This window comes from Bacillus pfraonensis, assembly GCF_050768835.1.
Lineage (GTDB): Bacteria > Bacillota > Bacilli > Bacillales > Bacillaceae_G > Bacillus_A > Bacillus_A pfraonensis.
The window spans coordinates 411,549-419,331 of the sequence record NZ_JAHCDO010000003.1 but is presented as its reverse complement, the minus strand read 5'-3'; the positions used below and the strand labels follow the sequence as shown (position 1 = coordinate 419,331).

The window sequence follows — 7,783 nt, the reverse complement described above, 5'->3', positions numbered from 1 at the left end:
GAAGGCGAAGAAATATCGGAAGAGGACAAAGCGAAAGCGAAGGCAAAAGCGGCGGCAGCAGCGAAAGCAAAAGCAGCCGCGTTAGCGAAGCAGAAAAGGACAGAAGGCGAAGAAATATCAGAAGAGGACAAAGCGAAAGCGAAGGCAAAAGCGGCGGCAGCGAAAGCAAAAGCAGCCGCGTTAGCGAAGCAGAAAAGGACAGAAGGCGAAGAAATATCAGAAGAGGACAAAGCGAAAGCGAAGGCAAAAGCGGCGGCGGCAGCGAAAGCAAAAGCAGCCGCGTTAGCGAAACAGAAAAGGACAGAAGGCGAAGAAATATCGGAGGAGGACAAAGCGAAAGCGAAGGAAAAAGCAGTTGCAGCAGCAAAAGCGAAGGCGGCAGCGTTAGCAAAACAGAAAGCAAAAGAAGGCGGGGTACCAGCTGGCGATGAAAAGGCGAAGGCAATTGCAGCGGCGAAAGCAAAGGCAGCAGCAGCTGCCAAGGCAAAAGGTGCTGTAAGCAAGAAAAAAGAAGTGCCGAAGCAGGAGGAACCATCACCGAATCAGCCATATTTGGATGCTTATGTAGGGATTATTCAGGAGAAAGCGGGTGAACATTCATTAGAAGATTACTATATTAATAAACTTTCAAAGGATGTCCCAACGCTTGTTATTAAGCTGGAGAACTACTATGAAGTAATGGAATTATTACGAATTCATGAGGGACTTGCCTTTGATTATATGTCGGAGTTGCATGCGACGGACTTTGTTACACATATGGAAGTGTATATTCATTTGTTTTCATATAGTAAGAAACAGTCTGTAGCAGTGAAGGTGAAGCTCGGCAGAGAAGCGCCGCGGGTAGCGTCAATTACGCCGCTATGGAACGGGGCGAATTGGCCGGAGCGAGAAGCGTATGATTTACTTGGTGTTATTTTTGAAGGTCATCCGAATTTAACGCGTATTTTAATGCCAGATGATTGGGTTGGTCATCCGCTTCGTAAAGATTATGAACCGCTCGATGTGGAGGTGTAGCATTATGATTCGTACAGAAGAAATGCTTTTAAATGTAGGACCACAGCACCCAAGTACGCATGGTGTATTTCGGCTTGTTATTAAAATTGATGGGGAAATGATTAAGGAAGCTACACCTGTCATTGGTTATTTACACCGCGGAACAGAGAAAATCGCCGAGAGCTTACAGTATACACAAATTATCCCTTATACAGACCGAATGGACTATTTATCAGCGATGACGAACAACTACGTGATTTGTCACGCTGTTGAGACAATGATGGACATTGAAATTCCCGAACGTGCAGAATATTTACGTGTACTTGCGATGGAACTGGGCCGCGTTGCGAGTCATCTCGTTTGGTGGGGGACAAATCTTCTTGATATTGGAGCGGTTAGTCCGTTTCTATATGCATTCCGGGAGCGAGAAATGATTATTAATCTCTTAAATGAACTTTGTGGTGCGCGCCTAACGTTTAATTACATGCGAGTGGGCGGTGTAAAGTGGGATGCTCCAGACGACTGGATAGGGAAGGTTCGTGACTTTGTTCCATATATGAGAGAACAATTGAAAGGTTATCACGACCTTGTAAGCGGGAATGAAATTTTTTTAAATCGTGTGAAGGGCGTTGGCATATATAGCGCGGAAGATGCACTTTCCTATTCGCTGAGCGGGGCAAATTTACGCTGCACGGGTGTGAAGTGGGATCTTCGTAAGGATGAACCGTACTCTATTTATGATCGCTTTGATTTTGATGTTCCGGTAGGAAGCGTGGGGGATGCTTGGGACCGTTACGTTTGCCGAATGGAGGAAATTGAGGAATCCCTCAAAATTATTGAGCAGGCAGCCCAGCAATTCCCATCAGAAGGGCCAGTACTGGCGAAAGTGCCGAAAATTATTAAAGCACCAAAGGGCGAGGCATTTGTTCGCATCGAGTCGCCGCGCGGAGAGATTGGCTGTTATATCGCGAGTGAAGGGAAGAAAGAGCCATATCGCTTAAAGTTCCGCAGACCATCTTTCTATAACCTTCAAATTTTACCAAAGCTTTTGAAGGGTGAAAATATCGCGAACTTAATTACGATTTTAGGTGGCGTTGATATTGTACTTGGGGAGGTTGATGGGTGATGATAGAGCGCCTCTTAGAGTCATCGGCAAGTTGGACGAATTTTTTCATTTTTTTCGGGCTAGCAGTGCTTCTTTTATTTGCCGTCCTTGGATTTGTTACATATGGGATTTTAGCAGAGCGAAAAGTGATGGGATTTATGCAAGGGCGGATTGGTCCGAACCAAGTCGGCGGCAGATTCGGTTTATTGCAAACAGTTGCTGACGTTTTAAAGCTTTTATTAAAAGAAGATAGTATTCCGAAGGCTGCAGATAAGCCGTTATTTATCTTGGCACCTATTATTGCATTTGCACCAGCTTTTATGGTGCTTGCGGTCATTCCGTTTACGGATAAATTTCAGTTTGCAGATATCGGAGTAGGACTTCTTTACTATATCGCTGTATCAGGGATTACAACGATTGGTGTTGTGACCGGGGGATGGGCATCAAACAATAAATATTCACTTTTAGGCGGGATGCGTGCAGCGGCGCAAATGATTTCCTATGAAATTCCGCTTGTGATGAGCGTGATTGGCGTTGTTTTATTAGCTGGCAGTCTGAATTTAAATGAAATTGTAGCGGCGCAAGAGAAGGTTTGGTACATTTTTGCGCAGCCAATCGGTTTTGTTATTTTCTTAATCGCAGCAGTTGCCGAGCTCAACCGGACACCGTTTGATTTACCGGAAGCAGAATCAGAACTCGTCTCTGGATATCATACGGAATATTCAGGGTTTCGCTGGGCGTTCTTTATGCTTTCTGAATACGTGTACTTCTTTGGGATGGCTTCGCTCATTACGGTGCTCTTCTTAGGAGGATGGAATCCGGTCATATTCCTTGGTTTTATTCCTGGCGCTGTATGGTTTGCCTTGAAATTTAGCGCGGTAGTCTTTCTCTTAATTTGGTTCCGCGTTACATTCCCACGTATCAGGGGCGACCAACTGATGGAGTTTGGCTGGAAGGTATTATTGCCAATCGCGCTTGCGAACATTTTCTTAACGGCATTGATTAAGGAGTTATTCTTCTAATCTATGAGAGGGGTGCCCGTAAGGTATGAAAGGACTATTTAAAGGATTAAAGTATACACTTAGCAACTTAAGTAAGAAAAAAGTAACGTACGATTATCCGAATCAACCATTACCACTACCAGATCGCTTCCGAGGAATTCAAAAATTTTATCCAGAAAAATGCATTGTTTGTAATCAATGTTCTAATATCTGCCCCACTGACTGTATTCAATTAACTGGGAAGAAGCATCCAGACCCTACGAAAAAAGGAAAAATCATTGATACGTACGATATTAACTTTGAAATTTGTATTCTTTGCGATTTATGTACAGAGGTTTGTCCAACCGAGGCAATCGTTATGACAAATAATTTTGAGTTAGCGGAGTATACGCGTGATGATTTGTTTAAAAATTTGCAGTGGCTCGATGAAAATGATGAGAACGTCAGAAAGGAGAATAAAGCATGAGCGGTGAGTTAGTAGCGTTTTTTATCTTGTCCTTAACGGCGATTATTGGCGGTATTCTTATGCTGAACTTAACAAAAGTCATGCACATGATGCTCTCCCTTGTGTTTACGTTTCTTAGCATTGCGGGATTGTACTTTCTCTTATCGGCAGAGTTTGTTGGGGTCGCGCAAATTTTAATTTATTCCGGGGCCATTACGATTATTATGATTTTCGGCATTATGTTAACGAAACATGACGCTGAAAATGAATCTAGTTTTAGTTTTCGTAAGCTAGCTATCTTCTTTGCAGTTGTAGCGTTTGGCGGAGTGATGTACTTTGCTGTTAATAATATAGATTTTACAAATCGAAATGTACAAGGAAGCTTACCGCTTCATGAACAAAATACACTTCAAATTGGTACACTCTTGTATTCGAAATATGTCATTCCGTTTGAGTTAACGTCGGTTATTTTACTTGTTGCGCTTGTTGGGGCAATTGTACTTGCGAAGAAAGATGAGAAAGAGGGGGATTCCAATGAATAGTGTTCCAGCTTCCGCCTACTTAGCTCTTGCAATTATTCTGTTTTGCATCGGTTTATTCGGTGCTTTGACAAAGCGGAATACGGTCATTGTCCTAGTTTGTATTGAATTAATGTTAAATGCGGCGAACTTAAACTTAGTCGCTTTTAGTAAATTAGGCTTTTTCCCGAATTTAACAGGACAAATCTTTTCACTGTTTACGATGTCCGTTGCGGCAGCTGAAGCGGCAGTTGGACTTGCAATCTTAATTGCGTTATATCGCAGACGTGCAACAGTTAATGTAGATGAAATGGATTCGCTGAAAGGTTAATTGTGACCGAAAAGGGGGAAGGAAACAATGATCGATTATGCATGGCTCATACCGCTTTTCCCACTTGCCTCGTTTTTTTTGCTCGTTATGTTTGGAGGAAAGTTGAGGGAAGGAAGCAGCTTACTTGGGATCTTCCTCACATTTCTCTCCTTTGTGGGTGCCGCGGTAGTATTAATAGAACGATTTTCATCAGAAACAGTAAAGCATCAGTGGTTATGGCTAAGGGTTGGAGATGTAGATCTCTCGTTTGGTTTTGAGATTAACGCATTAAATGCTTTAATGCTTTTTATTGTGACACTCGTTAGTTTCCTGGTGCACGTGTATTCAAAAGGGTATATGCATGGCGATGAAAGATTGCCCACCTTTTATGCATATTTAGGGCTCTTTACATTTGCGATGCTGGGGCTTGTTATCTCAACGAATTTATTGCAGCTTTATATATTTTGGGAATTAGTTGGACTTGGCTCGTTTTTACTCATTGGGTTTTATTTCTTTAAAGCAGAAGCGAAGGCTGCTGCGAAAAAGGCTTTTATTATGACGCGTATTGGAGATGTAGGTTTATTTATCGGGATGATTTTACTCTTCTGGCAGGCTGGTAGTTTTGAGTATAGTGCTATTTTTAAGGCAATGCACACAGGAGATATATCCCCTGGCATGATTACACTCACGGCAATTTTAATCTTTATTGGTGCGATGGGGAAATCAGGTCAGTTTCCGCTTCATACGTGGTTACCAGATGCGATGGAAGGACCAACGCCTGTGTCGGCACTTATTCACGCGGCAACGATGGTTGCAGCAGGCGTGTACTTAGTAGCAACGATGTTTCCACTATTTTCAGCAAGTCCTGTGGCGATGCAAACAGTCGCGGTTATCGGTGCCTTTACTGCAATCTTTGCCGCATCCATCGGTCTCGTACAAACGGATATAAAAAGAGTCCTTGCCTATTCAACGGTCAGTCAGCTCGGTTATATGATGCTCGCGCTTGGCTCGGCAGGGTACGTGGCTGGCATCTTTCATTTAACGACACATGCTTTCTTTAAGGCGCTTCTTTTCTTAGCGGCAGGAAGCGTCATTCATGCAGTGCATACGCAAAACATTAATGAAATGGGCGGATTGCAGAAGAAAATGAAAGTGACAGGGCTACTCTTCTTAATCGGCACGCTAGCGATTAGTGGTGTTCCGCTCTTCTCAGGTTTTTTTAGTAAAGATGAAATTTTGGCTAGGGCGTGGATGCACGGTAATTATGTTTTATTTGTCCTCGCGGTTCTTGCGGCATTCTTAACGGCGTTCTACATGTTCCGGTTATACTTTCTCGTTTTTACAGGGGAAGCGAAGAAAGAAGAGGATGTGCATGAATCTCCTCGCGTCATGACAGTTCCGATGATTGTCCTGGGTGTTCTCGCGGTTTTGGCGGGCTACATCAATACGCCGTGGTTTGGAACATTCCTTGGGGACTGGCTTACAAAGAATGTCCCGTTTCAAGTAGAGCAAAGTCATGGTCCGGTGTGGATTATGATTGTTGCAGCGCTCGTTTCCTTTGCAGGCATTTTCTTAGCATATCTCATCTATGGGAAACGCTCTATCTCTAGAGACTGGGCTGGCGGAAGAGAAACAGTCTTATATAGCCTCCTAAAGGAAAAATATTATGTAGATGAAATATATAATGTGACTGTGCTCCCGCTCGTAAAAGGGATCGCTTATGTACTTCGCTTATGTGAAGTATATATTGTCGAAGGAATTGCCCAGTTCATCGCGGGTATTGTGAGGGGAGCAAGTGCTGCTGGTTCTAAACTTCAAAACGGAAACGTACAAGTATACGGAACTGCGGTGGCTGTTTCTTTGGCAGCATTAGTTGTCATTCTGTTATATACAGGGGGGTATTGGCAATGAATGCATTCTTATTATCGTTCTTCATTTTCTCCCCGCTTCTTGGGATTCTCTTACTTACGTTAACACCGAAAACGGAAGTGCGTGCAGTGCGGGGCCTCGGTTTGTTCGGAACAATTCTTCCGCTTGGCATCGCGATGGTTTTAGCTGGTACATACGCTTCCGGAAAGAGCTTAACAATCTTTGCTGAAAAGGTGAAATGGATTCAATTTGGAAGCTTTTTGAACGTAGATGAAAAGTTGTTTTCGATTTATTACGAGCTTGGCATCGATGGTTTCTCGCTTGTCATGATGATATTGACGGCACTTTTAGCAACACTTGCGGCGATTGCTGCCTTTTCCATTCAAAAGAATATAAAAGGTTTTTACATGCTTTTATTGACACTTGAGGTTGGGATGCTCGGTGTCTTTGCTGCAGAAAATTTACTTTTATTCTTTGTCTTCTTTGAAATTACATTACCACCTATGTTTTTGTTGATTGGAAAGTGGGGGAAATTGAACAGTGAAAAAGCTTCCTATAGTTATTTGATTTATAACGGAATTGGATCAGCAATTTTACTTATCGTTTTCTCTATCCTTTTTGCAAAAACAGGTACAACAAATATTACAGCGTTAAAAGATATTTTGACTGGGGCGGAAACGTCGCTCCTAGGCGATATTTCAAATTCATTGCAAAGTGGATTATTCATTGCTCTTATGATTGCCTTTGCGATTAAGTTACCGGTATTCCCTTTGCATCGCTGGATGGTGAATGTGCATGTCGAGGCCCATCCTGCAGCGGTAATGCTCCATGCGGGTGTTCTGCTCAAAATCGGGGCATATGGCATCGTTCGCTTTGGAAAAGGGCTATTCCCAGAGCAGTTTCAAGACTTTGCAACGTTTATGGCAATTTTAGGAGTAATCAATTTGCTGTACGGTGCTTTCCTAGCGATGATTCAAACAGATTTCCGAAAGGTACTTGCCTACTCCAGTATTTCGCATATGGGAATCGTGCTAATGGGACTTGCAGCACTTAACGCCCCCGGCATAAAGGGAGCACTATTTCAAGTCGTATCCCACGGCTTGATTGCAGCGTTACTATTCTTTCTGCTCGGCATGATTGAGCGGCGCTTTGACACTTCTGATATGACGAAGCTTGGTGGCCTCGCCAAACAAGTTCCAGTGTTAAGCGGCTTCCTATTAGCAGGAGGTATGGCATCGCTTGGCCTCCCAGGAATGTCTGGATTTGTTAGTGAGTTTCTGGCCTTCCTTGGACTATTTCAAGGGGAGCCGATCATCGCCGCAGTTGGTGCACTCGGTATCATTTTAACCGCGGTATATGTCTTAAGGGCGACGCTTCAAGTGACATTTGGAAAGAAGGAATTGGAAACAAAGCCGGATGTCCGCGGCTGGGAATACGTTCCGATTGTACTCTTACTAACGTGTATTATCGCAATCGGTGTGATGCCAGAACTATTAGGGGCGCCACTACAATACACAGTGAAAATATTGGGGGTGAGATAGG

General features: G+C 43.4%; 8 protein-coding genes. All 8 read left to right on the top strand.

What is annotated here, in order from left to right:
- The coding region (locus KFD70_RS04630) for an NADH-quinone oxidoreductase subunit C (protein WP_431612962.1) at positions 1-1,014 on the top strand (1,014 nt) is incomplete at its 5' end.
- A 4-nt stretch (positions 1,015-1,018) separates the two neighbouring features.
- Positions 1,019-2,119 carry an NADH-quinone oxidoreductase subunit NuoD gene (gene nuoD / locus KFD70_RS04625; RefSeq protein ID WP_336451566.1) on the top strand — a complete coding sequence of 367 codons (1,101 nt, stop codon included), beginning with the start codon at positions 1,019-1,021 and terminating at the stop codon, positions 2,117-2,119.
- Entirely contained in the window at positions 2,119-3,120 is a 1,002-nt protein-coding gene (gene nuoH, locus KFD70_RS04620) for an NADH-quinone oxidoreductase subunit NuoH (protein WP_336451567.1), read from the top strand. Before nuoD ends, nuoH begins: the two co-directional genes overlap by 1 nt.
- Positions 3,121-3,145: 25 nt before the next feature.
- Complete coding sequence (nuoI, locus tag KFD70_RS04615; RefSeq protein ID WP_042981023.1) at positions 3,146-3,565, top strand: NADH-quinone oxidoreductase subunit NuoI; 420 nt, start codon at positions 3,146-3,148, stop codon at positions 3,563-3,565.
- Positions 3,562-4,086, top strand: coding sequence for an NADH-quinone oxidoreductase subunit J (locus KFD70_RS04610; RefSeq protein WP_336451568.1), 525 nt, complete (start codon positions 3,562-3,564; stop codon positions 4,084-4,086). Before nuoI ends, KFD70_RS04610 begins: the two co-directional genes overlap by 4 nt.
- Entirely contained in the window at positions 4,079-4,393 is a 315-nt protein-coding gene (gene nuoK / locus KFD70_RS04605; protein ID WP_336451569.1) for an NADH-quinone oxidoreductase subunit NuoK, read from the top strand. The genes KFD70_RS04610 and nuoK overlap by 8 nt, the downstream gene beginning before the upstream one ends.
- Before the next feature lie 27 nt (positions 4,394-4,420).
- Complete coding sequence (nuoL, locus tag KFD70_RS04600) at positions 4,421-6,283, top strand: NADH-quinone oxidoreductase subunit L (RefSeq protein ID WP_336451570.1); 1,863 nt, start codon at positions 4,421-4,423, stop codon at positions 6,281-6,283.
- Positions 6,280-7,782, top strand: a complete 1,503-nt coding sequence (locus KFD70_RS04595) for an NADH-quinone oxidoreductase subunit M (protein ID WP_336451571.1) — start codon at positions 6,280-6,282, stop codon at positions 7,780-7,782. The genes nuoL and KFD70_RS04595 overlap by 4 nt, the downstream gene beginning before the upstream one ends.
- Position 7,783: the final 1 nt, after the last annotated feature.